This window comes from Pseudomonas sp. FW305-E2 (assembly GCF_058782925.1).
This window is the reverse complement of the sequence record NZ_JBYSYE010000018.1, coordinates 1-24,226: the sequence shown is the minus strand read 5'-3', so window position 1 is coordinate 24,226 and position 24,226 is coordinate 1. Positions and strand designations below refer to the sequence as shown.

The following is a 24,226-nucleotide window of genomic DNA, read 5'->3' as shown; positions in this document are numbered from 1 at the left end:
GGCCTCCACACATCTGGCGGCATGCACCCACCAGCTCAAACCACCTCAAGCCTGATCTTGTTCTGGTTCAACAATTGGGTAAGGGTTGGGGTTGGTGTCTGGTCGGTCACCAGGCAGTCGACCAGGTCGATCGAGCCCAGCCGCACCATGGCATTGCGCCCGAACTTGCTGGAATCGGCCGCGAGGATCACTTGCCGGGCATTGGCGATGATGGCTTGCGACACCCGCACTTCCTGATAGTCGAAATCGAGCAGGCTGCCATCCTCGTCGATACCGCTGATGCCCACCAGGGCGAAGTCGACCTTGAACTGGTTAATGAAATCGACACTGGCCTGGCCGACTACACCACCATCACGGCGTACCGTGCCACCCGCGACCAGCACTTCGAAATCGTCCTTGGCGGCCAGGATCGCCGCCACGTGCAAATTGTTGGTGATGACTTTCAGGTGGTTGTGGTTGAGCAGCGCCCGTGCGATCGATTCGGTGGTGGTGCCGATGTTGATGAACAGCGACGCATGGTCGGGAATCTGCCGGGCTACGGCGTCGGCAATGCGCTGCTTTTCGTCGCGCATCTGGTCGGCACGCATGGCGTAGGCGGTGTTCTCGATGCTCGAATCGTAAGCCGCGCCGCCGTGATAACGACGCAACAGGTTGAGCTCGGCAAGCTGGTTGATGTCGCGTCGGATGGTCTGGGGAGTGACAACGAACAGCTGCGCCATTTCCTCGATACTGACATAGCCGCGTTCGCGTACCAGTTCGAGGATTTGTTGTTGGCGAGGGGGCAGATTCATGGGCGGTCCTTTGGGGCTGCCGGACAAATTCTGCAATGATGCCGTAGGAAGGGGATGACGGCCAGTGGACGATTGGGGCCGCATGGCGGCCCCAACAGCTATCATGCCTCGTGATCTTCCCAGTCACGGGTACGCTCGACCGCCTTCTTCCAGCCGGCATACAGCTTTTCTTTCTGCGTTTCGTCCAACTGCGGGCTGAACTCACGCTCGATGATCGCCTTGTCGCGCAGCTCGTCCAGGCCACTCCAGAAGCCACAGGCCAGGCCTGCCAGATAGGCGGCGCCCAGCGCCGTGGTTTCGCGCATCTGCGGCCGCTCGACGCAGGTGCCGAGGATGTCGGCCTGGAACTGCATGAGGAAGTTGTTGGCCACTGCACCACCGTCCACGCGCAGCTCGGACAAGCGCTGGCCACAGTCTTGCTGCATGGCGTCGAGGACATCGCGGGTCTGGTAGGCGATGGACTCCAGTGCGGCGCGAATAATGTGGTCCACCTTCACGCCACGTGTCAGGCCGAACAACGCACCACGGGCATACGGGTCCCAGTACGGGGCACCCAGGCCGGTAAAGGCGGGCACCAGGTACACGCCGTTGCTGTCCTTGACCTTGCTGGCGAAATACTCGGTATCCAGGGCGTCGTTGACGATCTTCAGTTCGTCACGCAGCCATTGCACGGTAGAGCCGCCATTGAATACCGCGCCTTCCAGTGCATAGGCCACCTCACCACGCGGGCCGCAGGCAATGGTCGTGAGCAGGCCGTGGGACGACTTCACCGCCTGGTCGCCCGTGTTCATCAACAGGAAGCAGCCGGTGCCGTAGGTATTCTTGGCTTGGCCCGGCTCAACGCACATCTGGCCGAACAGTGCCGACTGCTGGTCGCCGGCGATACCAGCAATGGCAATGCCGCTCTTGGTGTGGCCGTACACTTCCGAAGATGGGCGCACCTCAGGCAGCATTTGCCGCGGGATACCCAGGATCTGCAGCAGCTTGTCGTCCCACTGCAGGCTGTGGATGTTGAACATCAGTGTGCGCGAGGCGTTGGTGTAGTCGGTGACGTGAACCTTGCCACCCGTAAACTTCCAGATCAGCCAGGTGTCGATGGTACCGAACAGCAGTTCGCCACGCTCGGCGCGTTCACGGGCGCCGTCGACATTGTCGAGGATCCACTTCAGCTTGGTGCCGGAGAAATACGGGTCGGTGACCAGCCCGGTGGTTTCACGAATGTAGCCTTCGTGGCCGTCGCGCTTGAGCTGGGCACAAATCTCGGTGCTGCGGCGGCACTGCCAGACAATGGCGTTGTACACCGGGCGTCCGGTTTCCTTGTCCCACACCACCGTGGTTTCGCGTTGGTTGGTGATGCCCAGCGCAGCGACCTGGGCGTGGCTGATACCCGCCTGGGCAAGGGCCTCGACCATGGTGGCGCTTTGTGTGGCGAAAATCTCCATCGGGTCATGCTCGACCCAGCCCGCCTGCGGGTAATGCTGTGCGAACTCGCGTTGGGAGGTACCTACAACATTGGCGTCACGGTCGAAAATGATCGCCCGTGAGCTGGTGGTACCCTGGTCCAGGGCGATGATGTAGTTCTTATCCTGGGTGTCTGTCATGGTCGTAGGCCTTGCAAGAATAGGGGGTCAGGGCTGTGCGTGATGGCGGCATCAATTGGCTTGAGTATCGCCCTGGCGAATGTCATTTGTCTCAGGGGTCGCGGCGGGCGCCATTGGCAGGTTGCGTGCAATCAGGCCGCGATAGCTCGCTGCACCCAAGCAGGCGCCAAGGATCGGTGCAAATACCGGAACCAGGAAATAGGGAATATCCCGCCCGCCAGTGAAGGCGATTTCGCCCCAACCGGCCAGGAAGGTCATGAGTTTTGGCCCGAAATCGCGGGCCGGGTTCATCGCAAAGCCAGTCAATGGGCCCATGGCGCTGCCAATCACTGCAATCAGCAAGCCGATCAGCAGCGGGGCCATGGCGCCGCGCGGCAGGCCGTTGTTGTCGTCGGTCAGGGCCATGATCACGGCCATCAGAATGGCAGTGATCACCACTTCGACCAGAAACGCCTGGCTGGTGGACAGCGACGGGTGCGGGTAGGTGGAGAACACCGAGGCCAGCTCAAGGCTGCCTTCGCTACCGCGCAGCATGGCGTGGGCTTGTTCGAAATCGAAGAACAGATTGCTGTACAGCGTGTAGACCAGTGCTGCGCCACAGAATGCGCCGCATACCTGGGCCAGCATGTAGAAGGGCAGCTTGCGCTTGTCGAACCCTGCGAACAGTGTGAGGGCGATACTCACGGCTGGGTTCAGGTGCGCACCGGAAATACCGGCGGTGAGGTAGATGGCCATGCTGACGCCCACACCCCAGATGATACTGATTTCCCAAAGCCCGAAGCTGGCGCCGGCCACCTTGAGCGCGGCGACGCAGCCGGTACCGAAGAAGATGAGCAGGGCGGTGCCGAGAAACTCGGCCAGGCATTGGCTGGACAGTGTGGGTTGGCGCAGAGCAGTCGTCATGTATGACCTCGTTTTTTTTGTTGTGAGGCGCGTGGCGCTCGACAGCAAAACCCGGTGTCTATCCCCATTGACCCCGGGTGATGTAGGAAATGCACCTTATAAGTGCACCGCTTATTCAGAAACGAAAAAATATAGACAAGAAACGCTGATGTCAAAGGTCGAAAGTGAACGGTCAGTCACGATATGGTCGCTAGAATCAGCTGCTGATCCCTGTACTAGACGCGCGCGATTGCGGTGCGGTGGCTGGGATGTGGGAATTGTCCTAAAGTAGCCGCCGAGTCGTCCCTGACTGGAGCCCTTGCATGACCCCCGCCCTAGACCTGTTGAAGAAGCACCGTGCCGAGCATCGTGTGCACAGTTATGAACATGACCCGAAGTCGGCGTCGTATGGCCTGGAGGCGGCAGAAAAGCTCGGGCTCGACCCGCAACAGGTGTTCAAGACGTTGCTGGCAAGCAGCGAGAAAGGGGAATTGCTGGTAGCGGTTGTGCCGGTGGTGGGTACCCTGGACCTCAAGGCCCTGGCCCATGCTGCCGGGGTGAAGAAGTGCGAGATGGCCGACCCGGCGGCGGCGCAGCGGGCGACCGGTTACCTGGTGGGCGGCATCAGCCCGCTGGGGCAGAAGAAGCGCCTGCGTACCTTTATTGATGACTCGGCGCAGAATTTTGCAACTATCCATGTCAGCGCCGGCAGGCGTGGCCTGGAAGTGGAGTTGGCAGCGGCGGTGCTGGCGGAGTATACGCAGGGCACGTTTGCCGGGATCGGCAGAGGCTGAGATCCGGAGCCGCGCTGCAGCCCAATCGCGACACAAGGCCGCCCCACAGGAGTTCTCGATTTCCTGTGGGAGCGGCCTTGTGTCGCGATTGGGCCGCAGCGCGGCCCCAAGGGTCTGCAATCAGGTCGCGGAACTGTACCGACGCACGCCATTCTCCTGGCGCGGCAACTGCGCCGCTACGCTACCCGGCACCGGGAACAGCACCAGGTGATCGGCTTTCACCGCAATCCCCACATCTTCACCGACCTGAAGGTCGTTATGGCTAGGGAAGATCGCTTCCAGCTGGCTGCCAGTCGGCAGTTGCAGGCGGTACAGGGTCGATGCCCCCAGGAAGCTCTTGCCAACGATGTTCGCCTGTAGCCCGCTGCCCGGTGCATACACGATATCGTCGGGCCGCAGCAGTACATCCACCGAACTGCCCGGCGCCATGATGTAGGCGCGGTTACCGCGCAGCTCACCCACTTCGGTATTGACTGCCTCGTGGCTGCTCATTTGCCCACGGATGAAGTATCCCTGGCCGATGAAACTCGCCACGAATGGCGTCTGCGGTTCGTGGTAAAGGTTATAGGGCGTATCCCACTGTTCCAGGCGGCCTTCCTTGAAGACGCCAACCTGGTCGCTGACGGCAAAGGCTTCTTCCTGGTCATGGGTGACCAGAATGGCGCTGGTGCCGCGGCTTTTGAGAATATCGCGAACCTCATGGCTCAGGCGCCGGCGCAGCTCCACGTCGAGGTTGGAGAATGGCTCGTCAAGCAGCAACAGTTGCGGCTCGGGCGCCAGCGCCCGGGCCAGGGCGACACGTTGCTGCTGGCCGCCAGACAGCTCATGCGGGTAACGCCCGCCCAGCCCGCCGAGTTTGACCAGCTCCAGCATCTCTTCGATGACGGCGGCCTGGCGTGGGTGTTTGGCGATACCAAAGGCAATGTTCTGCGCCACGGTCAGGTGCGGGAACAGCGCGTAGTCCTGAAATACCATGCCGATGCGGCGCTTTTCCGGAGCCAGGGTGAAGCCCGCCCGGGAAATGACCTCACCGGCCAGGTGGATTTCACCTTCGTGCACCGGCTCGAAACCGGCGATGGCGCGCAGGGTGGTGGTCTTGCCACAACCGGATGAACCCAGCAGGCAACCGATGTCGCCTGCGTTCAGGTGCAGGTTGAGGTTCTGGACGATGCGCTGGTCGCCATAGCCGCAGGCGAGGTTGCGCAGGTTGAGCAGTAGGGGTTGACTCATGCGTGGTGGTAAGCCGGTTCTACAAGGAATTCGAGAAGCGCCTTCTGTGCATGCAGGCGGTTTTCAGCCTCGTCCCAGGCGACCGAACGTGGGTCGTCGAGCAGGTCCTGGCTGATTTCCTCGCCACGGTGGGCGGGCAGGCAGTGCATGAAGAGGACATCGGGTGCAGCCAGGTCGAGCAGTTCGCGGGTGACCTGGTAAGGCGCGAAATGCGCCAGGCGCCGTGCAGTTTCCTCCTCCTGACCCATGGAAGTCCAGACATCGGTGACCACCAGGTGTGCATCACGCACAGCTTCCTTGGCATCCCGGATGATCTGCACGCGGTCACCGCCCAGTGCCATGAAGCGTTGATCCGGCTCATAGCCTTCGGGGCAGGCGATGCGCAGCTGGAAATCGAACTGCCTGGCGGCTTCGATATAGGAGTTGCACATGTTGAAGCCATCGCCGATCCAGGTCACGGTCTTGCCCTGAATCGAGCCGCGGTGTTCAACGAAGGTCTGCATGTCGGCCAGCAGTTGGCACGGGTGCGATTCGTCGGACAGGCCGTTGATCACTGGCACACGCGACTTGGCGGCGAACTCGGTCAGGGTGCTGTGGGCGTGGGTACGGATCATCACCACATCAACCATGCTCGACAGCACGATGGCGCTGTCACCAATCGGCTCGCCGCGGCCCAGCTGGGTGTCGCGGGGCGACAGGAAGATGGCCTGGCCGCCGAGCTGGATCATGCCGGCCTCGAACGACACACGGGTACGGGTCGAGGACTTTTCGAAGATCATGCCCAGCACACGGTTCTTCAGCGGTTCGAACAGCACGCCTCGCTTGCGCAGGTCCTTCAGCTCGATGCCGCGGCGGATCACCCCGAGCAATTCGTCGGTGGTGAAGTCCAGCAGGGAGAGAAAGTGCCTAGCGCTCATGAGTGACTACCTTATCTGCAACGGTATGCAGGTCGACCGTATGGTTTTTTTGACAACGGGGGTGACCTGCGGCGTAAGCCGCACGGGGCGGACGAAATAGGGAAAGGCGCAATACTATAAGTAAATGTCGCCTGAAGCCAAGGGGGGAAAAGCGGGGGTGATCGCAAAGGGTATTGCAAAGGGTGTCTTTACCCGTTGGCCCGTGCTGTTCTTTATTTGCTACAGACGGTTGTACACGGCTTGCTGGCAATTTGGCAAATGGCTGTCGTAAATCGTGCGCCTGATGTCGGTGGATTCACGCGGCGAAGCGCACTGGCCGCAGGGCGGGGGCGGGCGCATAGTCACTGTTCGACAACAACAAGGCAGAGGCGGCCATGACCAAGACCCTGCATCACCGTGCCTGTCACCTGTGCGAAGCGATCTGCGGGCTCAACATCGAAGTCAGCCATGAGGAAGACGGGCGGGCCCTGATCAGCTCGATCAAGGGCGACCCCATGGACCCGTTCAGCCGTGGCCATGTCTGCCCCAAGGCCGTGGCGTTGCAGGACATTCAGAACGACCCGGATCGCCTGCGCCAGCCCCATAAGCGGGTCGGCGAGCATTGGCAGGCCATTGGCTGGGATGAGGCTTTCGCACTGGCAGCCGAAAAATTGTGGGCGGTCCAGCAAGCCCATGGGCGCAATGCCGTGGCGGTCTACCAAGGCAACCCGAGCGTGCACAATTACGGCTTGATGACCCACAGCAACTACTTTCTGGGCCTGCTCAAGACCCGTAACCGTTTCTCAGCCACTTCAGTGGACCAGTTGCCCCAACACCTGGTCAGCCACTTGATGTATGGGCATGGGCTGCTGCTGCCGATTCCGGACATCGACCACACGGGGTTCATGCTGATTCTTGGCGGCAACCCGCTGGCCTCCAATGGCAGCATCATGACTGTTCCGGACGTGGAGAAGCGCCTGAAGGCCCTGCGGGCGCGTGGTGGGCGCCTGGTGGTGGTTGACCCGCGGCGTAGCGAAACGGCGGCAATGGCTGACAGCCATTTGTTCATACGCCCCGGTGGTGATGCAGCCCTGTTGTGCGGCTTGCTCAACACATTGTTCGAAGAAGGCCTGGCACGGGGCTCGCACTTGCCGGTCAACGGCCTGCAGCAGGTGCGCGAGGCCATTGCGCCGTTCAGTGCCGAGGCCGTGAGCGCCCAATGTGGTATTGCTGCAGCGGATATTCGCCAGCTGGCACGCGACTTCGCTGCTGCCGGGCAGGCCGTGTGCTACGGCCGCATGGGCGTCTCGACCCAAGCATTCGGTACCCTTTGCCACTGGCTGGTGCAACTTGTGAACCTGGTGACCGGCAACCTCGACCGCACAGGCGGCGCATTGTGCACGGAGCCTGCCGTCGACCTGGTGGCAACCACCTCGGGCGGCCATTTCAACGCCTGGCAGAGCCGTGTGTCGGGTTTGCCCGAGTACGGCGGCGAGCTGCCGGTGGCTGCCCTGGCCGAGGAAATGCAAACACCGGGCGAAGGGCAGGTGCGCGCCCTGGTGACCGTTGCCGGTAACCCTGTGTTGTCCACGCCTAACGGCCGCCAGCTGGATACGGCGCTGGAGGGTCTGGAGTTCATGCTCAGTATCGATCTCTACATCAACGAAACCACCCGTCATGCCGACTTGATCCTGCCCTCCACCTCAGCGCTGGAGAACGACCATTACGACAGCACCTTCAACTTGCTGGCAGTGCGCAATGTTACGCGCTTCAACCGGGCGATCCTGGCCAAGCCGGAGGGGGCACTGCATGACTGGGAGATCTTCGTCGGCCTGGCCCAGGCGTTTGCCAAGCGTGCCGAGTTGGCGTTGAAGCCGACCTGGTCGCCTGCGCAGATGATTGATCAAGCCCTGCGCAAAGGGCGCTATGGTGAAGCAACGCCTTGGCAGCTCTCCCTGGCAACACTGGACGATCACCCGCACGGGCTTGACCTGGGGCCGTTACGCAGCAACCTCGCTGGGCGCTTGGCGACCGCCAGCAAGGCTGTCGAAGCAGCCCCTCAGGTCTTGCTGGACGACTTGCACCGCCTGGCGCGAATGACGCCCCCAGTGCCGGGCGAGCTGCTGCTGATTGGGCGCCGTCATGTGCGCAGCAACAACTCGTGGATGCACAACTTCCATCGCCTGGTGAAAGGCAAGCCACGGCATCAGTTGTTGATGCACCCGCAAGATTTACAGCAGCGGCAACTGCAGGATGGCCAGCGCGTGCGCATCCGTTCGCGTACTGGCTCACTGGAGGTCGAGGTGCAGGCCTGCGAGGACATGATGCCCGGTGTGGTCAGCTTGCCCCATGGTTATGGTCATGGTCGTCAGGGCGTGCACCTGCAGATCGCCCAGGCGCAACCCGGCGTGAGTGCCAATGACCTGACCGATGAGCGCTTTCGGGACCAGGTTTCCGGGAACGCTGCGCTCAATGGCGTACCCGTGCAGGTCGAGGCCGCTTGAGGAACGGCAAGGCCGAGCACGGCGCTCGGCTTTCCGATACAATGCGACACCGTGCCGACGACTGTGTCGGATAGTTCAGCCGAGGTGCTACATGGATATCATCGAAACGATCAAAGAGCAGATTGCCAACAACACCATTCTGCTTTACATGAAAGGCTCGCCGAATGCCCCGCAGTGCGGCTTCTCTGCGCGTGCATCGCAGGCCGTGATGGGTTGTGGCGAAAAGTTCGCCTACGTCGACATCCTGCAGAACCCGGAAATCCGCGCCAACCTGCCAAAATACGCCAACTGGCCGACCTTCCCGCAACTGTGGGTAGCCGGTGAGCTGGTTGGCGGCAGCGACATCATGCTGGAAATGTTCGAGAAGGGTGAGCTGCAAACCCTGATCAAGGAAGCGGCTGCCAAGGCCAAGGCTTCTGAAGCCTGATCTTCCGGCAAACATAAAAAAACCCGCGATCAGCGGGTTTTTTTATGGGGCGAATAGTTACTCTTCGCCCATCTGCGATTGCAGGTAGTTCTCGATACCGATCTTGTCGATCAGCCCCAGTTGGGTTTCCAGCCAGTCGATGTGTTCTTCCTCGGACTCGAGAATATCTTCGAGCACGTCACGTGAGCCGAAGTCGCCAGCGGTTTCACAATGAGCGATGGCGGCCTTCAGGTCGACCAGGCCTTGCTGTTCAATCTTCAGGTCACACTCGAGCATTTCCTTGGTGTGCTCGCCGATCAGCAGTTTGCCCAGGTCCTGAACGTTAGGAATACCTTCGAGGAACAAAATACGCTTGATCAGTTTGTCAGCGTGCTTCATTTCATCGATGGATTCTTTGTACTCGTGCTTGCCGAGTTTGTTCAGCCCCCAATCTTCGTACATGCGTGCGTGCAGGAAGTACTGGTTGATCGCGACCAGCTCGTTTCCGAGGATCTTGTTGAGATGCTGGATGACGCTTACGTCGCCTTTCATGTCGGGTTCCTGCCCTGTAGAAGTGTGTCACTCCACTGAAGTTTGAGCCCGATACTTAGGTGTGTCAAACCTAAGTTCTTGAATACTAAGTGAAAATTAATAGGAATAAGAATGTTTGTGAACCGCGTTGCAACGCTAACTTGTTGAATTTCGGGCATAAAAAAACCGGACATCAGGTCCGGTTCTTGAAATTCTGCGTTCAGGCAGCGGTAAATTCGACGGGATAGGGCAAGGCCGCCTGGCTGACCTGAAGCTCGGTCAGGGTCTCGCGGACCACCTGCTTGGCCACGCAAGCGCATTTCCCACACTGGCTGGCGACATTGGTGGCGGCGCGCACTTCCTTGTAACTGCAGCATCCTTCATAGATCGCATCGCGGATCTGTCCGTCGGTAACGCCGACACAAAGACACACATACATAAGGGCTGACCATCGCTGGTTGGGTCGATGGGTTGGAGCTTAATGTTAATGAGAATGCTTGTCAAAGATCTTTCTGAGGGTGCTGTGCTTGAGCGACCGGTGGTCGCTTTGTCGACGGAGTCGGCCTGTCATGAGAAGCCGTGTATGATGGTCGGCCTTTGTTGGATGTCGGGCAAGCCCGTCTGGCCCGGCAAACGGTTTTTCACCCTCATCAGGAGATTACAATGAGCGTACTCGTTGGTAAGAAAGCCCCCGATTTCACCGTTCCGGCCGTGCTGGGCAATGGCGAGATCGTCGATAGCTTCAACCTGGCCTCGGCCATCAAGGGCAAGTACGGCCTGGTGTTCTTCTACCCGCTGGACTTCACCTTCGTCTGCCCGTCCGAGCTGATCGCCCTGGACAACCGCATCCCTGACTTCCAGGCGCGCAACGTGGAAGTGATCGGCGTGTCGATCGACTCGCACTTCACCCACAACGCCTGGCGTAACACCCCGGTCAACAATGGCGGCATCGGTCAGGTGAAGTACACCCTGGCTGCCGACATGACCCACGAAATCTGCAAAGCCTACGACGTTGAGTCCGAAGGCGGCGTGGCCTTCCGTGGTGCCTTCCTGATCGATACCAACGGTGTTGTCCGTTCGCAGATCGTCAACGACCTGCCACTGGGCCGTAACATGGACGAGCTGCTGCGCCTGGTTGACGCTCTGCAGTTCCACGAAGAGCACGGCGAAGTGTGCCCTGCCAACTGGAAAAAAGGCGACAAGGGCATGAACGCTTCGCCTGAAGGCGTTGCTGCCTACCTGAGCGAGAACGCTGGCAAGCTGTAATTGCTGCGTGCATGAAAAAACCGGCCTTCGTGGCCGGTTTTTTTATGCCTTCCTGTGCCGGCCTCTTCGCGGGCGCGCCCGCTCCCACCGATTTTCTGCATGCCTGAAGGCAAAGGTGAACCTGTGGGAGCGGGCGTGCCCGCGAATGCCTTTGGCAGATCAATCGTTGAAATCGCGCCAGCCGCCCATTTCTTTCCAGCGGTTGACGATGCCGCAGAACAGCTCAGCCGTTTTCTCGGTGTCATAACGTGCCGAGTGCGCCTCACGCCCGTCGAAATCGATGTCAGCGCTCTGGCAGGCTCGTGCCAGCACGGTCTGGCCATACGCCAGGCCCGCCAGGGTGGCGGTGTCGAAGCTGGAGAACGGGTGGAACGGGTTGCGCTTCAGGTCATTGCGCGCCACTGCTGCATTGAGGAAACCCAGGTCGAAGCTGCTGTTGTGGCCGACCAGAATTGCCCGCTTGCAGCCGTTGGCCTTGAGTGCCTTGCGCACGCCACGGAAGATGTCGGTCATCGCGCTTTCCTCGCTGACCGCCATGCGCAGCGGGTGGTCCAGCTTGATCCCGGTGAACTCAAGTGCGGCCGGCTCGATGTTGGCGCCCTCGAACGGCTCCACGCGGTGGAAGTAGGTGTGTTCGGGGAACAGGAAGCCTTTCTCGTCCATGCCGATGGTGACGGCGGCAATTTCCAGCAATGCATCGGTAGCGCTGTTGAAACCACCGGTTTCAACATCCACCACGACCGGCAGATAGCCGCGGAAGCGCTCGGCCATCGGGTGGCGAGGACCGCTGCTGCCTTGGGTGTCCAGGTCGTCTTCGTAAAGGTCTTCGCTCACGCGTTTTTCTCCAGCAGGCGCCAGCGCAGTTTTTCGCCAGCGCGCAGCGGGACTACGGTTTGCTCGCCAAATGGCAGGCTTTCCGGAGCGGTCCATTCTTCGCGGACCAGGGTAATGGTGTCGGTGTTCGCCGGCAGGCCATAGAAGGCCGGGCCGTGCAGGCTGGCGAAGCCTTCCAGCTTGTCCAGCGCGTTACGCTGCTCGAACGCTTCGGCGTACATCTCGATGGCCGCATAGGCGGTGTAGCAACCCGCGCAACCGCAGGCTGCTTCCTTGGCGTGACGGGCATGAGGTGCCGAGTCGGTGCCGAGGAAGAACTTCGGATTGCCGCTGGTGGCTGCGTCCAGCAAGGCCACCTGGTGGGTGTTGCGCTTGAGGATCGGCAGGCAGTAGAAGTGCGGGCGAATGCCGCCGACCAGCATGTGGTTGCGGTTGTACAGCAGGTGCTGGGCGGTGATGGTCGCACCCACGTTGGCCGGGGCCTCGGTGACGAACTGCGCGGCATCGCTGGTGGTGATGTGTTCGAACACCACTTTCAGCGTCGGGAAGCGCTCGACCACACGGCGCATGTGCTCGTCGATGAAGCGCTTCTCGCGGTCGAACACGTCGATCTCGCTGCGGGTCACTTCGCCATGGACCAGCAGCGGCATGCCCACTTCCGCCATTGCCTCTATGGCCGGGAAGATGTTGTCGATGCTGGTCACGCCGGAATCGGAGTTGGTGGTGGCGCCGGCCGGGTACAACTTGGCGGCGTACACGAAACCGCTGGCCTTGGCCGCGCGGATGTCCTCGGGGCTGATGTTGTCGGTGAGGTACAGCACCATCAGCGGCTCGAAGCGGCTGCCGGCCGGGCGGGCAGCCAGAATGCGCTCACGGTAGGCGCCGGCCTCGTTGGCAGTGCGCACCGGCGGCACGAGGTTGGGCATGATGATGGCACGGGCGAAGGTACGCGCCACGTCGCCAACGGTGTGGGGCAGGACGGCACCATCGCGCAGATGGATGTGCCAGTCGTCGGGGCGCAGGAGGGTCAGGCGATCGGACATTGGGGATTCCAGGCGGGTCGAACTCAAGCCCCAATCCTACCGGAAAACCCCGGGGCGAGCACGGCTATCAAGTTTTCCGGACAGCGTCCGATAGCCTGCAGGTAAGCCGCCAGAATTTGTGGAGCCGCCCGTGCGCCAGCGTTACCTAGCCCTGTTGACCCTGTTCGCCAGCCTGCCGGCCGGCGCACTGACTTTCCAGACGCGCATGGAAAATATTGCCTGGAAGGTCGAGGGTGACCAGTTCGAGTGCCGTCTGAGCCAGCCGATCGAAGGTTTCGGCAGCGGTACGTTCGTGCGTCGGGCAGGCGAGCAGCCGGTGTTCCAGCTGTGGTCGGACAGCAACGTACTGGGTGCAGGCACCGCCAGCCTGCTGGCCGCGGCAGCGCCGTGGCAACCAGGGCGTGGCGATATCAACCTGGGCAATGTGCGTATGGCCCGCAGTGGTGTGCTGTTCAGCTCCTCCCAAGGGCAGGCCAGCCGGCTGATCAACGGCTTGCTCGACGGGCGTAGCACCGTCGTGCGCAACTACACCGGTGAGGCGGGCAGGCCGATGGAGGTGCGAGTGCTGCCGGTCAGCTTCGCCAAAGCCTACAATGACTATCAGGTCTGTGCTGGCAAACTGTTGCCGATGAACTACGACCAGGTGCGCCAGACCCAGGTGGGTTTCCCCGGGGGCGGTATCGAGCTGGATGCAGCAGCCAAGGCGCGGCTGGACGTGATCCTCGATTACATGAAAGCCGACCCGACGGTGAATCATGTCGAGCTCAACGGCCACTCCGACAACAGTGGCAACCGCCTTACCAACCGCGACCTGTCGCGCCGTCGGGCATTGGCCGTTGCCGATTACTTCAAGGCTAACGGTGTGCCGGAGGAGCAGATCACTGTGCGCTTCCATGGCGAACGTTATCCGCTCGCGAAGAACAACAGTGCGTCGAATCGGGCGCGTAATCGGCGGGTGAATATCGAGCTGGATCGGGTGGCGGTGGTTGAGAAACCGGTGGAAAAGCCGGTTGAGCAAGCGGCGCCGGCTGTTGCACCTGCCTCGGGCGTCCCGGGGGCGAAGGCGCCCTGAGATCTGGTCGGTGCATGTCATGGGCTCGCATCAAGGCCGCCATGGGTTCGTCATAACATTTTCAGCGCCTGTGAGATCGAGCGCCGCGCGGGCGGCGCTTGGTCTCACAGGCGCAGAATGTGTCGAGGCGGACACCTGGCGGCGCTCGGTCTCACAGGCGCAGAATGTGTCGAGGCGGACACCTGGCGGCGCTTGGTCTCACAGGCGCAGAATGTATCGAGGCGGACACCTGGCGGCGCTCGGTCTCACAGGCGCTGAACTCCTCCAGGCATGCACGCTGCGGTTCGACGCCCCTCCATGGTCCTCATGCCTCATGCCTCATGCCACATCCCGCAACCGACCGCCCGTCGCCCCTACGAAAGTTCTTGTCGCTTTGTCGTCAGAAGCTGTCGCCCCACTGTAAATTTATCCGCAACGCCGGTAGAATCGGTCCCTTTCCGTACAACCCCGTGGAGTGATGGCATGGCGGACGTAAAAAAGGTCGTACTGGCGTATTCCGGCGGCCTTGATACTTCGGTGATTCTCAAGTGGCTGCAGGATACCTACAACTGCGAAGTGGTGACCTTCACCGCTGACCTGGGGCAGGGCGAAGAGGTCGAACCGGCCCGTGCCAAGGCCCAGGCAATGGGCGTTAAAGAGATCTACATCGACGACCTGCGCGAAGAATTCGTGCGTGATTTCGTGTTCCCGATGTTCCGCGCCAACACCGTCTACGAAGGCGAGTACCTGCTGGGTACTTCCATCGCCCGTCCGCTGATCGCCAAGCGTCTGATCGAAATCGCCAACGAAACCGGCGCTGACGCCATTTCCCATGGCGCCACCGGCAAGGGTAACGACCAGGTGCGCTTCGAGCTGGGTGCCTATGCCCTGAAGCCAGGCGTCAAGGTCATCGCCCCATGGCGTGAGTGGGACCTGCTGTCCCGCGAAAAGCTGATGGACTACGCCGAGAAGCACGGCATCCCGATCGAGCGCCACGGCAAGAAGAAGTCGCCGTACTCGATGGACGCCAACCTGCTGCACATCTCCTACGAGGGCGGTGTCCTGGAAGATACCTGGACCGAGCACGAAGAAGACATGTGGCGCTGGAGTGTCTCGCCTGAGAACGCCCCGGACCAGGCTACCTACATCGAGCTGACCTACCGCAATGGTGACATCGTTGCCATCGACGGCGTCGAGAAATCCCCGGCCACCGTCCTGGCAGACCTGAACCGTATCGGTGGTGCCAACGGCATCGGCCGTCTGGACATCGTCGAAAACCGTTACGTCGGCATGAAGTCGCGCGGTTGCTACGAAACGCCTGGCGGTACCATCATGCTCAAGGCACACCGTGCCATCGAGTCGATCACCCTGGACCGCGAAGTCGCTCACCTGAAAGATGAGCTGATGCCAAAGTATGCCAGCCTGATCTACACCGGCTACTGGTGGAGCCCGGAGCGTCTGATGCTGCAGCAGATGATCGATGCTTCGCAGGTCAACGTGAACGGTGTGGTGCGCCTGAAACTGTACAAGGGCAATGTGACCGTGGTTGGCCGCAAGTCGGACGATTCGCTGTTCGATGCCAACATCGCCACCTTTGAAGAAGATGGTGGTGCCTACAACCAGGCAGATGCTGCTGGCTTCATCAAGCTCAATGCACTGCGTATGCGCATTGCCGCCAACAAGGGCCGTTCGCTGCTCTGATTGCTGGTGTGTGCGAAAACCCCGGCTCAGTCCGGGGTTTTTTTATGCCCGCGCAAAGGCGGGTCGTTCAACTTCGATGGCTCACATCATCGCCCTCAAGTGCGCTGATCGAAAGCTGCGCACATTGACGTCTCTCCAGATTGCAAAAGCGCCAGACTCGCGTTGGCTCGGGCGGTTGGGCAAGTGCGTGCAAGAGTTGCTGCTCCATCATGCGATAGGCGTCGGGGCCGGAGAACATGAACGTGACAGGCTCGCCCTGTACCGCCTCACGGGCATCATTGGAAATCGCGGGTGTGGCCACACTGTTCAGTGCTGGCGTGTTGGGCTGTGCTGTGCTGTCGGGTAGCGGGTTGTAGAACGACTTGTAATTGAAGTTGAGCGTCAGAAAGAACAGTGCCGTCAGAAAGAATGGAAAGCCTACCAGGAACCAGGTGTAGAGCTTTTGGCTGGACTCGCCGAGAAATGGCAGTGTGGCAAGGGCGGAGGCTTCGATGATCCCCGCGAAGATGGCAATGATCGTCAGCGGGGCGACAGGTTGTGCTTGGGTCATATGGGCCGTCTCCAGCGGTTTTGTCCATCTTTACCTTACCGCTGTACTCAACTAAAGGCTGGATTGTTTCCCGGGGGAGGAATGATCGTCAGAGAACCCTCTTGTATGGCTTTTTCAACGTGTTTGAATCGGAAGTTTTCCTCTGCTGAAGATCAGTATTCAACTGGTACGTTTATGACTGCGGGTGGTACCGTTTCTTTCGGTAATAAGTAATTTGTTTGTTACAACCATAGTCATTATGTGTAGGAAGTTTCTGTAAGTTCTGTAGGCTTTTTCTGTCCATCGCTTTCGCTGGTAAATCGCCGCGCCAGCAAGCGTCCTGTCGGTTATCGTGGCGTGCCAAAGCAACAACACTGTATGGATATCGCATGAATAAAGTGCTTATCGTGGATGATCATCCGGTCATACGCCTGGCCGTACGCATGCTGATGGAGCGGCATGGGTATGACGTTGTGGCGGAGACTGACAATGGGGTAGCTGCGCTGCAGCTGACGCGGCAACACCTGCCGGATATTGTGGTGCTGGATATCGGTATCCCGAAGCTGGATGGCCTGGAGGTGATTGCCCGCATGGCGACATTCAGCCCGGGTAGCAAGGTACTGGTGCTGACGTCGCAGGCCCCCGGCAACTTTTCGATGCGCTGCATGCAGGCAGGGGCGGCGGGTTACGTGTGCAAGCAGCAGGAGCTTACCGAACTGCTCAGCGCTATCAAGGCTGTGTTGTCGGGTTACAGCTACTTCCCCAACCAGGCCTTGCATGCGTCACGTGGCAGGGGGGCGGGCAGCGAGACGGATATGGTGAATCGCCTGTCTGCGCGAGAAATGACGGTGCTGCAACAACTGGCGCGAGGGCGTTCGAACAAGGAGATTGCCGACAGCATGTACCTCAGTAACAAGACGGTCAGTACCTACAAGTCACGGCTGCTGCTCAAGCTCAATGCACGGTCATTGGTTGACCTGATCGAGCTGGCGCAACGGCAAGGTCTGAACTGATCGCCAAGCCTTGAAGCCTCCAGCCAGGAGGCTTTGCCAAGGCTATCGGTCCTTGACTACGGGACCCGCACTACAGGTCGTAATCGAAATCGGCCAACTGCTTTTGCAGGCGCCGTTCTTCCAGCATGTTGTCGATGGTGCGGCGTTTGCTCAGGTTGGTTTTTGCTGTTTCAACCTGTGGCTCCGCGTCATCGTCTGCGGCAACAAAATCATCATCGATCGACAGGTCGTCTTTATCGGTACTCATGAGTCGCTCCAAGCCAAGGGGCCATTGGCCGTCCTTATAACCAGAAAGCAGACGCTGGTAAAAAAGATTTTTTCAATCGACGTGAGTGGTTTTTGGCAATCGGCTCAATCGTCGGAGGTTTTGTGCTTGTACTCGCACAAATCTTCGATCCTGCAGCTGCCGCACCTTGGCTTGCGCGCCTGGCATACGTAGCGCCCGTGCAGGATCAGCCAGTGGTGGGCGTCGAGCAGGTAGTCCTTGGGTACAAACTTGACCAGTTTCTTTTCCACTTCCAGCACCGTTTTGCCTGGCGCGATGCCCGTGCGGTTACTCACCCGGAAAATATGAGTATCCACGGCCATGGCCGGTTGGCGAAACGCCGTGTTAAGCACCACATTGGCGGTTTTGCGGCCGACGCCGGGTAGCGCCTCCAACGCTTCGCGGGTTTGCGGTACCTGGCTGTCGTGGCGCTCGATCAGCAGCCGGCACGCTTCTATGACATTCTTGGCCTTGCTGTTGTAAAGCCCGATGGTCTTGATGTATTCGCTGAGGCCTTCAACGCCCAGGGCATAGATGGCCTCGGGGGTGTTGGCGACGGGGAACAGGCGGGCAGTGGCCTTGTTGACGCCGACGTCGGTGGATTGCGCGGACAGTGTCACGGCGACCAGCAGTTCAAACGGGGTCGTGTAGGCCAGTTCGGTCTTGGGGTCGGGGTTGTCTTCGTGCAGCCTGCGAAAAATCTCCAGGCGTTTGGCGGCATTCATGAAATCAGGGCTTTCCTTGACGAGGTGGGTGGGCAGGGCCCGGAAGCAGGCGATTGTACAAGGCCAACAGCAGACCCAGCAGCAGTAGCGCACCGGGTGCGAGGCTGGCCAGGTGCAGCTCGGCATGGTCAGCCAGCCATTGGCGGCTGGTGCCCAGCAGCAGGCAAATGGCAAAGACAGCGCCGAGGTGCCTTGCGAGCAGGCGCCAGCGGCGTTGGTCAGGTAGCAGGTGGTCACTGGCCAGGCATTGCAGGCACAACAATGCGGGATAGTGGCCCAGGGCAATGGCCAGCGGTAGCAGCCAGGCCCGCAGGGCCAACTGCAGGCAACTGGCCAAGGCTGCCAGCAGCAGCAGGCTAGCCATTACATAGGCCCAGCTGGCCATGTGTTTACGCAGTGGCGCCAGCAACAGTTGGTGCAGGCACCCCATCAGTACTGCGCACAGGCCGATGGCCGCGCCTTCAGCCAGCGTTCGGGTGGCACCCAGCAGTGGCGCCAGGCTCATGGCCAGCAGGCAGAACCTATTCATGGGTGGCGCCCTCCAGCAATACACTACGCTGCTCGTCGAAATAGCTCAGCGCATCCTGCAATGCGGCGATCACCGCGCGCGAGGTCACGGTTGCGCCGGCCAATTGGTCAAAGTCACCCTGGTCCCGCTTCAGCGCCCAGTGATCGCCCTGATCGCGGTTGTTGAACTGACTCAGCCAGTGCAATCGCGGATCCCCCAGGCGATCGCCCAGCCCGGGGCTTTCCTGTTGTTCGACAACCTGGCTGCCGATCAGCCGGCCGTCCGTGGTGATGGCGACGCTCAGCACGATCGGCCCGGCATACCCCTGGGCCTGTGTGATCAGGATAATGGCGCTTGGCTTACCTGCCAAAGTGGCACGGTAAGCCGCCAGGATACGGCTGTTGGGCCTCTGTGCGGCGGGCCTTGGCAGCGGGCTTTCCAGGGGCTGGTTGTCATAGCTACCGTCGGGCAGCACGGCCAGCCGTTGGCGGCTTTGCAGCTGCTTTTCAGCGCCGGCGATGGCCGGACCGGTCCACTGCCGCCAGGCCAGGGTGGCAGACACTGCCAATACTCCAGTCAGCAGCAGCAGGCCTACATCCCGAACCCCGCGCTTCATCGGGCTGCCTGCTGACGCTGCGCAGCCATGCGCTCGAGCGCCGGTGCCAAAAGGTTCATCAGCAGGACGGCGAACGCGGTGCCATCCGGGTAGCTGCCCCATGTACGAATCAGGTAGATGAGCACCCCTGTCCCCACGCCGAAGCACAGCTTGGCCCAGTCGTCTCTGGGGCCGGACACTGGCTCGGTCGCAATGAAGAAGGCTGCCAGCATGGTCGAGCCGGAAAACAGGTGCAGCAAAGGCGAGCCATTGGAGTCCGACCCCGAACCGTTCCAGCCCAACAGGCTGAATACCACTAGCCCTGCCAGCAAACCTGCCGGCGCATGCCAACTGATCACCTTGCGTTGCATCAAGAACAGGCCGCCAAGCAGGAATGCCAGGTTGACCCATTCGCTGCCTGCCCCGCCAATGTTGCCAAAGCCCGGATGGCTGGCGAACAGCTCGTCGATGGTCAGGCTGCGGTTGTGGCGCAAGCCGTCGAGCAATGTCGGACGGGCCCAGGCATCGATCTGTTCGCCCCCAGCGAACACCTGCTGCACGCTGTCGAGCAGGCCAGGGGCCTGCCCAGGCCAATGGTTCATCTGCAACGGGAAGCTGAGCAGCACGAAGGCATAACCCACCATGGCCGGATTGAACAGATTTCGCCCGACCCCGCCGTAGGCCTGCTTGCCGATACCGATCGCGACACTTGCCGCGATGACCGGCAGCCACCATGGCGCCAGGGTGGGCAGGGCGGCCGCCAGCAGCACGGCGGTCACCAGTGCGCTGCCGTCGTTTAGCGCCTGGCTCAGTGATTGGCTGCGCAGTGCCAGCAGCAATGCCTCGCACAGCAGCGCGGCACTGGCGCACAGCAACAGGTTCAGCATCATGCCCCAGCCATGCAGCCACAACAGCGCCAGCAGTCCAGGCGTGCAGGCGAGCAAGACCAGGCCCATGCTGGTGCGTAGGCGGGGATCGGGACTGCTCATTGGCCAAACATTCCGTTGAAACCGGAAAGCGCCATGGCCATCACCCCGGCACCAATCAATTCGATGGGCAGGCCGCGCAGCGCGTTGGGGATATCGGCGTGGGCGCTGCGCTGGCGCAGGTCGGCGAACACCATCAGCGCCAGCCAGAAGCCGCCCCCCGTCAGCAAGCCTTGGAGCAGCATGGTTGGCCAGGTGCCGTCGTCGCTTGTCTGTTGCAAGGCCAGCCCAAGTACTGCTGCATTGCTCAACAGCAACGCTGGCAACCCCACTACAGGCCAGGCCGGGCGCCACTTGGCCAATAGCCAGGGCAGGCCCCAGGCGAGCAAAGCCAGCCAGGGCAATAGCAGAAACAGGGCAAGATCGTGGATGTGCAACGGGGCAAGTACCGCGTGCACCAGCAACTGCGCGCCGATTACACCCAGGGCGATGCACAGGGCGCAGGCCAGGCCGTGCACTTGCAGTTGCAGCCCGGAGAGTGGCTGTCGAAGCAGGCACAGGTGATTGATCAGTGCGGCGCTGATCAGGACCAGGATGTAGTCATTCATGAGATGACGATAGCCGGGAATCGGGGCGATTGTCCGGGTTTGGCATGAAGGGGCCTGCGTAATTGTGGGAGCGGGCAGGCCGCTCCCACAATGGCCCGCAGGGCGGTTACTTGATGCGCTGGCCTGGCTTGGCGCCGCTGTCCGGGCTCAGCAGGTAGATTTCTTCACCGCCAGGGCCGGCAGCCATGACCATGCCTTCGGACACGCCAAAGCGCATCTTCCGGGGTTTGAGGTTGGCTACCATCATGGTCAGGCGGCCTTCCAGCTTGGACGGGTCTGGGTAGGCCGACTTGATGCCGGAGAACACGTTGCGGCGCTCGTCACCAATGTCTAGGGTCAGTTGCAGCAACTTGTCGGCACCCGCCACGGCTTCAGCCTTGACGATCAGCGCCACACGCAGGTCGACGGCAGCGAAGGTATCGAACTCGATCTCTGCCGACAGCGGGTCCTTGGCCAGCTCGCCATTGCCCGCCGGGGCCTTGGCTTCGGCTGCCAGCAGGTCTTCCTTGCTGGCAGCGACCATGGCTTCGACCTTGGCCGGCTCGATACGGCTCATCAGGGCCTTGAACGGGTTAAGTGTGTGGTTTTCCAGGCGTGTCAGGTGGTCGTTCCAGGTCAGCGGGGCCACGTTGAGGAAAGCCTCGGCGTCAGCGGCCAGCACCGGCAGTACCGGTTTGAGGAAGATCACCAGCTGGCGGAACAGGTTGATGCCTTGGGCGCAAATGGCCTGGACTTCATCCTGTTTGCCTTCCTGCTTGGCCAGTGACCACGGTGCCTTGTCGGCGATCCAGGCGTTGGCGCGGTCGGCCAGTGCCATGATTTCGCGCATGGCGCGGCCAAAATCACGGGCTTCATAGGCTTCGGCGATGGAGGGGGCGGCAGCCAGGAAGGCTTCGGTCAGCTCAGGCGCGGCATCACCGCTGACCATCACGCCTTCGTTGCCCTTGTGGATGAAGCCGGCGCAGCGGCTGGCAATGTTGACGACCTTACCGACCAGGTCGGAGTTGACCTTCTGCACGAAGTCTTCCAGGTTCAGGTCCAGGTCGTCGACGCCACGGCCCAGCTTGGCCGCATAGTAGTAACGCAGGTACTCCGGCTGCAGGTGATCCAGGTAGGTGCGGGCCTTGATGAAGGTACCGCGCGACTTGGACATCTTGGCGCCGTTGACCGTCAGGTAGCCGTGCACGTTGACCGCGGTCGGCTTGCGGAAGCCGGCGCCTTCGAGCATGGCTGGCCAGAACAGGGCGTGGAAGTTGACGATGTCCTTGCCGATGAAGTGGTACAGCTCGGCCTTGGAGCCTTCGTTCCAGAAGGCGTCGAAGTCCAGCTCCGGGCGGCGTGCGCAGAGATTCTTGAAGCTGGCCATGTAGCCGATTGGTGCATCCAGCCATACGTAGAAGTATTTGCCAGGCTCACCCGGGATCTCGAAGCCGAAGTACGGCGCGTCGCGGGAGATATCCCACTCCTGCAGGCCGGAGTCCAGCCATTCCGCCAGCTTGTTGGCTACCGCGTCCTGCAGGGTGCCGCTTCGGGTCCACTGCTGCAGCATGGCCTGAAAGTCTGGCAGCTTGAAGAAGAAATGCTGGGAATCACGCAGTACCGGGGTGGCACCGGAGATCGCTGACTTGGGGTTCTTCAGCTCGGTGGGTGCGTAGGTGGCGCCGCATTTTTCGCAGTTGTCGCCGTACTGGTCTTCGGCCGCGCACTTCGGGCAGGTGCCCTTGATGAAGCGGTCGGCAAGGAACATGCCTTTTTCCGGGTCGAAGTACTGGGTCACCGAACGGGTGGCGATGTGCCCGGCTTCACGCAGGCGCGAGTAGATCAGGCTCGACAGCTCGCGGTTCTCTTCGCTGTGGGTGGAGTGGAAGTTGTCGAAGTCCACCAGGAAGTCGGCGAAATCGCTGCTGTGCTCGGCCTGGACGTTGGCGATCAGCTGTTCCGGGGTGATGCCTTCCTTTTCGGCGCGCAGCATGATGGCCGAACCGTGAGCGTCGTCGGCGCAGACATAGATGCACTGGTTGCCGCGCAGCTTCTGGAAGCGCACCCACATGTCCGTCTGGATGTACTCCAGCATATGGCCGAGATGGATCGATCCATTGGCATAGGGCAGGGCGCTGGTGACGAGAATCTGGCGTGGCTCGGACATGGTGGCTCGGCTACTTATCTGGCTACGGGGTAAAAATGAGGGTGATCGGCCACTATAAAGGGCTGGCGAAGATATTTCACCCCGCAAGCGCATCTGCTGACGATTGACGGGTTAGGATAGGCGGCTGTTTTACATTCAGTTTGCCAATGGGAGTCTCCATGAGTGCCGTCACCCGTGCCGCCGTTGAAGGCGTGCTTCGCCAGTACACCGACCCCTACCTGAACCAGGACCCGGTCAGCGCCGGCTGCGTGCGCGCCATCGATATCCAGGGCGGGCAGGTCAGCGTGCAGTTGCAGTTGGGTTATGCCGCAGGGCTGTTCAAGAACGGCTGGGCCCAGGTGCTGCAGACCGCCATTGGCAGCCTCGAGGGGGTCACTGGCGCCCAGGTTTCGATCGATTGCGTGGTGGCTGCGCACAAGGCCCAGGCCCAGGTACCAGCCATGGCCAACGTCAAGAACATCATCGCCGTGGCCTCGGGCAAGGGCGGTGTGGGCAAGTCGACCACCGCTGCCAACCTGGCCTTGGCCCTCGCACGCGAAGGCGCACGGGTAGGTATTCTCGATGCCGATATCTACGGCCCCAGTCAGGGGGTGATGTTCGGCATCGCCGAGGGTACCCGTCCACAGATTCGTGAGCAGAAGTGGTTCGTGCCGATCAAGGCCCACGGCGTGGAAGTCATGTCCATGGCCTTCCTCACCGACGACAACACGCCGATGGTATGGCGTGGCCCGATGGTGTCTGGCGCGCTGCTGCAACTGGTCACCCAGACCGCTTGGGATGACCTGGATTACCTGGTGATCGATATGCCGCCGGGTACCGGTGACATCCAGCTGACCCTGGCACAAAAGGTGCCGGTGGTCGGCTCGGTGATCGTCACCACGCCACAGGACCTGGCGCTGCTGGATGCCAAGAAGGGCGTGGAAATGTTCCGCAAGGTCAACATTCCGGTGCTGGGCGTGGTCGAGAACATGGCCGTGCATATCTGCTCGAATTGCGGCCATGCCGAACACCTGTTCGGTGAAGGTGGCGGCGAGAAGCTGGCCAGCCAGTATGGCGTCGACCTGCTGGCGTCGCTGCCGTTGTCGATGCTGATACGTGAGCAGGCCGACAGCGGCAAGCCGACGGCGATCGCCGAGCCGGAAAGCCAGATTGCCATGGTTTACCAGGAGCTGGCCCGCCAGGTAGGCGCGCGGATCGTGCTGCAGGAAGCTGCGGCGCCGGCAATGCCCAGCATTACCATCAGCGAAGACTGACGCATTCCCTGTGGGGGCAACTGTCTTGCTCAATTTCTAAAAGCTGGCGCGATCCCTGTGGGAGCGGCCTGGCGTCGCGAAAGGGCCGCGCAGCGGCCCCAGGATCTCCGCATCATGCATAGATTGCT

25 protein-coding genes are annotated in these 24,226 nt (G+C 61.0%); 8 read left to right on the top strand and 17 right to left on the bottom strand.

Annotated elements, in window-relative coordinates:
* Positions 1-35: 35 nt before the first annotated feature.
* The 3 genes from glpR to AC3WLP_RS15255 all read right to left on the bottom strand — a co-directional run bounded on the left by glpR (position 36) and on the right by AC3WLP_RS15255 (position 3,295).
* The gene (gene glpR / locus AC3WLP_RS15265) at positions 36-791 is read right to left on the bottom strand and encodes a DNA-binding transcriptional repressor GlpR (RefSeq protein WP_003254962.1); all 756 of its coding nucleotides are present in this window, start codon (positions 789-791) and stop codon (positions 36-38) included.
* Between the two features lie 101 nt (positions 792-892).
* Complete coding sequence (glpK, locus tag AC3WLP_RS15260; RefSeq protein ID WP_004575666.1) at positions 893-2,392, bottom strand: glycerol kinase GlpK; 1,500 nt, start codon at positions 2,390-2,392, stop codon at positions 893-895.
* Positions 2,393-2,443: 51 nt separating this feature from the next.
* Positions 2,444-3,295 carry an MIP/aquaporin family protein gene (locus AC3WLP_RS15255; RefSeq protein WP_003254959.1) on the bottom strand — a complete coding sequence of 284 codons (852 nt, stop codon included), beginning with the start codon at positions 3,293-3,295 and terminating at the stop codon, positions 2,444-2,446.
* A gap of 302 nt (positions 3,296-3,597) precedes the next feature.
* Here AC3WLP_RS15255 and ybaK point away from each other — a divergent pair, with 302 nt between their 5' ends.
* Positions 3,598-4,068, top strand: a complete 471-nt coding sequence (ybaK, locus tag AC3WLP_RS15250) for a Cys-tRNA(Pro) deacylase (RefSeq protein ID WP_003254957.1) — start codon at positions 3,598-3,600, stop codon at positions 4,066-4,068.
* Between the two features lie 120 nt (positions 4,069-4,188).
* Here ybaK and AC3WLP_RS15245 read toward each other — a convergent pair whose 3' ends face one another.
* Positions 4,189-5,298: an ABC transporter ATP-binding protein gene (locus AC3WLP_RS15245; RefSeq protein WP_014755513.1), complete on the bottom strand. Its 1,110-nt coding sequence runs from the start codon at positions 5,296-5,298 to the stop codon at positions 4,189-4,191.
* On the bottom strand, positions 5,295-6,215 hold the full coding sequence (argF, locus tag AC3WLP_RS15240) for an ornithine carbamoyltransferase (RefSeq protein WP_012051394.1): 921 nt from the start codon (positions 6,213-6,215) through the stop codon (positions 5,295-5,297). Before argF ends, AC3WLP_RS15245 begins: the two co-directional genes overlap by 4 nt.
* A 374-nt stretch (positions 6,216-6,589) precedes the next feature.
* Between argF and AC3WLP_RS15235 the strand changes: the two genes are divergently transcribed.
* Both AC3WLP_RS15235 and grxD read left to right on the top strand, forming a co-directional pair.
* Entirely contained in the window at positions 6,590-8,698 is a 2,109-nt protein-coding gene (locus AC3WLP_RS15235) for a molybdopterin-dependent oxidoreductase (protein ID WP_012051395.1), read from the top strand.
* 91 nt (positions 8,699-8,789) lie between these two features.
* On the top strand, positions 8,790-9,125 hold the full coding sequence (grxD, locus tag AC3WLP_RS15230) for a Grx4 family monothiol glutaredoxin (protein ID WP_003254949.1): 336 nt from the start codon (positions 8,790-8,792) through the stop codon (positions 9,123-9,125).
* A 57-nt stretch (positions 9,126-9,182) separates the two neighbouring features.
* Here grxD and bfr read toward each other — a convergent pair whose 3' ends face one another.
* Positions 9,183-9,656, bottom strand: a complete 474-nt coding sequence (gene bfr, locus AC3WLP_RS15225) for a bacterioferritin (protein WP_003254948.1) — start codon at positions 9,654-9,656, stop codon at positions 9,183-9,185.
* Positions 9,657-9,855: 199 nt separating this feature from the next.
* On the bottom strand, positions 9,856-10,074 hold the full coding sequence (locus tag AC3WLP_RS15220) for a bacterioferritin-associated ferredoxin (protein ID WP_003254947.1): 219 nt from the start codon (positions 10,072-10,074) through the stop codon (positions 9,856-9,858).
* A 224-nt stretch (positions 10,075-10,298) separates the two neighbouring features.
* Here AC3WLP_RS15220 and AC3WLP_RS15215 point away from each other — a divergent pair, with 224 nt between their 5' ends.
* Positions 10,299-10,901, top strand: coding sequence for a peroxiredoxin (locus tag AC3WLP_RS15215; protein ID WP_003254945.1), 603 nt, complete (start codon positions 10,299-10,301; stop codon positions 10,899-10,901).
* A 159-nt stretch (positions 10,902-11,060) separates the two neighbouring features.
* On the opposite strand, the gene rnt is transcribed toward AC3WLP_RS15215, so the two are convergent.
* A complete protein-coding gene (gene rnt / locus AC3WLP_RS15210) occupies positions 11,061-11,672 on the bottom strand; it encodes a ribonuclease T (protein ID WP_010952252.1) in 612 nt (203 codons plus the stop codon).
* A 59-nt stretch (positions 11,673-11,731) separates the two neighbouring features.
* Entirely contained in the window at positions 11,732-12,778 is a 1,047-nt protein-coding gene (pyrC, locus tag AC3WLP_RS15205) for a dihydroorotase (protein ID WP_012051397.1), read from the bottom strand.
* 130 nt (positions 12,779-12,908) lie between these two features.
* Between pyrC and AC3WLP_RS15200 the strand changes: the two genes are divergently transcribed.
* Both AC3WLP_RS15200 and AC3WLP_RS15195 read left to right on the top strand, forming a co-directional pair.
* Positions 12,909-13,850 (top strand): flagellar protein MotY, encoded by a 942-nt coding sequence (locus tag AC3WLP_RS15200; protein ID WP_088512946.1) that lies wholly within the window; start codon positions 12,909-12,911, stop codon positions 13,848-13,850.
* A gap of 462 nt (positions 13,851-14,312) precedes the next feature.
* A complete protein-coding gene (locus AC3WLP_RS15195) occupies positions 14,313-15,530 on the top strand; it encodes an argininosuccinate synthase (RefSeq protein ID WP_003254941.1) in 1,218 nt (405 codons plus the stop codon).
* A gap of 67 nt (positions 15,531-15,597) precedes the next feature.
* On the opposite strand, the gene AC3WLP_RS15190 is transcribed toward AC3WLP_RS15195, so the two are convergent.
* Positions 15,598-16,080, bottom strand: a complete 483-nt coding sequence (locus AC3WLP_RS15190; protein WP_012051399.1) for a hypothetical protein — start codon at positions 16,078-16,080, stop codon at positions 15,598-15,600.
* A gap of 368 nt (positions 16,081-16,448) precedes the next feature.
* On the opposite strand from AC3WLP_RS15190, the gene AC3WLP_RS15185 reads away from it, so the two are divergent.
* Positions 16,449-17,072, top strand: a complete 624-nt coding sequence (locus AC3WLP_RS15185) for a response regulator transcription factor (protein WP_003254939.1) — start codon at positions 16,449-16,451, stop codon at positions 17,070-17,072.
* A gap of 70 nt (positions 17,073-17,142) precedes the next feature.
* Here AC3WLP_RS15185 and AC3WLP_RS15180 read toward each other — a convergent pair whose 3' ends face one another.
* From AC3WLP_RS15180 to metG, 7 genes are all read right to left on the bottom strand, one after another.
* Complete coding sequence (locus AC3WLP_RS15180; protein ID WP_003254937.1) at positions 17,143-17,319, bottom strand: PA3496 family putative envelope integrity protein; 177 nt, start codon at positions 17,317-17,319, stop codon at positions 17,143-17,145.
* Between the two features lie 104 nt (positions 17,320-17,423).
* Positions 17,424-18,062, bottom strand: coding sequence for an endonuclease III (gene nth / locus AC3WLP_RS15175; RefSeq protein WP_003254935.1), 639 nt, complete (start codon positions 18,060-18,062; stop codon positions 17,424-17,426).
* A gap of 4 nt (positions 18,063-18,066) precedes the next feature.
* A complete protein-coding gene (locus tag AC3WLP_RS15170; protein ID WP_064492965.1) occupies positions 18,067-18,591 on the bottom strand; it encodes a hypothetical protein in 525 nt (174 codons plus the stop codon).
* Positions 18,584-19,186, bottom strand: coding sequence for an RnfABCDGE type electron transport complex subunit G (locus tag AC3WLP_RS15165; RefSeq protein ID WP_088512945.1), 603 nt, complete (start codon positions 19,184-19,186; stop codon positions 18,584-18,586). The genes AC3WLP_RS15170 and AC3WLP_RS15165 overlap by 8 nt, the downstream gene beginning before the upstream one ends.
* Complete coding sequence (locus AC3WLP_RS15160) at positions 19,183-20,154, bottom strand: RnfABCDGE type electron transport complex subunit D (RefSeq protein ID WP_012051403.1); 972 nt, start codon at positions 20,152-20,154, stop codon at positions 19,183-19,185. Before AC3WLP_RS15160 ends, AC3WLP_RS15165 begins: the two co-directional genes overlap by 4 nt.
* The gene (locus AC3WLP_RS15155) at positions 20,151-20,699 is read right to left on the bottom strand and encodes an Rnf-Nqr domain containing protein (protein ID WP_014755521.1); all 549 of its coding nucleotides are present in this window, start codon (positions 20,697-20,699) and stop codon (positions 20,151-20,153) included. The genes AC3WLP_RS15160 and AC3WLP_RS15155 overlap by 4 nt, the downstream gene beginning before the upstream one ends.
* A gap of 106 nt (positions 20,700-20,805) precedes the next feature.
* The gene (metG, locus tag AC3WLP_RS15150) at positions 20,806-22,845 is read right to left on the bottom strand and encodes a methionine--tRNA ligase (RefSeq protein ID WP_014860064.1); all 2,040 of its coding nucleotides are present in this window, start codon (positions 22,843-22,845) and stop codon (positions 20,806-20,808) included.
* Between the two features lie 158 nt (positions 22,846-23,003).
* Between metG and apbC the strand changes: the two genes are divergently transcribed.
* Positions 23,004-24,098: an iron-sulfur cluster carrier protein ApbC gene (apbC, locus tag AC3WLP_RS15145; protein ID WP_003254924.1), complete on the top strand. Its 1,095-nt coding sequence runs from the start codon at positions 23,004-23,006 to the stop codon at positions 24,096-24,098.
* Positions 24,099-24,226: the final 128 nt, after the last annotated feature.

Bases quoted from the DNA above. Each gene is read 5' to 3' on its own strand.
- glpK (WP_004575666.1), bottom strand. From the start codon at position 2,392: ATGACAGACACCCAGGATAAGAACTACATCATCGCCCTGGACCAGGGT.
- AC3WLP_RS15220 (WP_003254947.1), bottom strand. From the start codon at position 10,074: ATGTATGTGTGTCTTTGTGTCGGCGTTACCGACGGACAGATCCGCGAT.
- AC3WLP_RS15170 (WP_064492965.1), bottom strand. From the start codon at position 18,591: ATGAATAGGTTCTGCCTGCTGGCCATGAGCCTGGCGCCACTGCTGGGT.
- ybaK (WP_003254957.1), top strand. From the start codon at position 3,598: ATGACCCCCGCCCTAGACCTGTTGAAGAAGCACCGTGCCGAGCATCGT.
- AC3WLP_RS15190 (WP_012051399.1), bottom strand. From the start codon at position 16,080: ATGACCCAAGCACAACCTGTCGCCCCGCTGACGATCATTGCCATCTTC.
- metG (WP_014860064.1), bottom strand. From the start codon at position 22,845: ATGTCCGAGCCACGCCAGATTCTCGTCACCAGCGCCCTGCCCTATGCC.
- AC3WLP_RS15215 (WP_003254945.1), top strand. From the start codon at position 10,299: ATGAGCGTACTCGTTGGTAAGAAAGCCCCCGATTTCACCGTTCCGGCC.
- argF (WP_012051394.1), bottom strand. From the start codon at position 6,215: ATGAGCGCTAGGCACTTTCTCTCCCTGCTGGACTTCACCACCGACGAA.
- rnt (WP_010952252.1), bottom strand. From the start codon at position 11,672: ATGGCCGAGCGCTTCCGCGGCTATCTGCCGGTCGTGGTGGATGTTGAA.
- AC3WLP_RS15160 (WP_012051403.1), bottom strand. From the start codon at position 20,154: ATGAGCAGTCCCGATCCCCGCCTACGCACCAGCATGGGCCTGGTCTTG.
- AC3WLP_RS15180 (WP_003254937.1), bottom strand. From the start codon at position 17,319: ATGAGTACCGATAAAGACGACCTGTCGATCGATGATGATTTTGTTGCC.
- AC3WLP_RS15185 (WP_003254939.1), top strand. From the start codon at position 16,449: ATGAATAAAGTGCTTATCGTGGATGATCATCCGGTCATACGCCTGGCC.
- grxD (WP_003254949.1), top strand. From the start codon at position 8,790: ATGGATATCATCGAAACGATCAAAGAGCAGATTGCCAACAACACCATT.
- AC3WLP_RS15245 (WP_014755513.1), bottom strand. From the start codon at position 5,298: ATGAGTCAACCCCTACTGCTCAACCTGCGCAACCTCGCCTGCGGCTAT.
- pyrC (WP_012051397.1), bottom strand. From the start codon at position 12,778: ATGTCCGATCGCCTGACCCTCCTGCGCCCCGACGACTGGCACATCCAT.
- AC3WLP_RS15165 (WP_088512945.1), bottom strand. From the start codon at position 19,186: ATGAAGCGCGGGGTTCGGGATGTAGGCCTGCTGCTGCTGACTGGAGTA.
- glpR (WP_003254962.1), bottom strand. From the start codon at position 791: ATGAATCTGCCCCCTCGCCAACAACAAATCCTCGAACTGGTACGCGAA.
- AC3WLP_RS15235 (WP_012051395.1), top strand. From the start codon at position 6,590: ATGACCAAGACCCTGCATCACCGTGCCTGTCACCTGTGCGAAGCGATC.
- nth (WP_003254935.1), bottom strand. From the start codon at position 18,062: ATGAATGCCGCCAAACGCCTGGAGATTTTTCGCAGGCTGCACGAAGAC.
- AC3WLP_RS15155 (WP_014755521.1), bottom strand. From the start codon at position 20,699: ATGAATGACTACATCCTGGTCCTGATCAGCGCCGCACTGATCAATCAC.
- AC3WLP_RS15195 (WP_003254941.1), top strand. From the start codon at position 14,313: ATGGCGGACGTAAAAAAGGTCGTACTGGCGTATTCCGGCGGCCTTGAT.
- bfr (WP_003254948.1), bottom strand. From the start codon at position 9,656: ATGAAAGGCGACGTAAGCGTCATCCAGCATCTCAACAAGATCCTCGGA.
- apbC (WP_003254924.1), top strand. From the start codon at position 23,004: ATGAGTGCCGTCACCCGTGCCGCCGTTGAAGGCGTGCTTCGCCAGTAC.
- AC3WLP_RS15255 (WP_003254959.1), bottom strand. From the start codon at position 3,295: ATGACGACTGCTCTGCGCCAACCCACACTGTCCAGCCAATGCCTGGCC.